The 603-nt window shown below is 49.1% G+C and carries 1 pseudogene; it reads left to right on the plus strand.

What is annotated here, in order from left to right:
- Nucleotides 1–328: 328 nt before the first annotated feature.
- Nucleotides 329–592 (plus strand): annotated as a pseudogene (locus C7N83_RS14080) (IS1595 family transposase); the annotation flags it as partial.
- Between the last annotated feature and the right edge of the window lie 11 nt (nucleotides 593–603).

Here is a 603-nt window from a genome sequence, read left to right on the forward strand (position 1 = left end):
AGGAAAGGCGGTTGGCAAACCCACCTGCCAACCGGGAAAAACGCGACCGAAAAAAACGCTTGCTTAGGTACGCCGGGTAATCGGTTCTTGGACGTATTCAACCGTTGCTGCACTTGGCAGGTGAATCTAAAGGCCGTCTGAAAACCGGATGGTTTTCAGACGGCCTTGATATAAACAGGCGGCTCAGTATTTAGGGTTTTGTGATTTCACTGATGCACGATATGAACTTTCACGATGAACGTGTTCCTCCTAAAAAATTGCGTAGGATTTTTTCGATTAGATTATATTAGGGGCTGAAGCAGATTATCAGTCGTGCCAGACTGCAAAAATAAAGATAACCAATTGCAAATTAACAAAGAATATAATAAAGAGAACTTCTCCGGTTTTTTATACCGGAAGTAATGGCTCGTGCAGCCGCTGATATTCTGGGTACCCAACCCGGTTGGGCTATGTTGTCCTACCGCAAAACCCGCCAAGTGACAGCCTGTCATTTGGCACAGGCAGCCGGCGGGGTTTTCAGAGAGGCCCCACCGGGCCGGACGGGGGTTATTTCGGCGGTCGGCGTAAAGGTAAACGCGGGCGTGCGGCATCTTAAAGCGGCAG

Source organism: Neisseria iguanae (genome assembly GCF_003013245.1).
Lineage (GTDB): Bacteria > Pseudomonadota > Gammaproteobacteria > Burkholderiales > Neisseriaceae > Neisseria > Neisseria iguanae.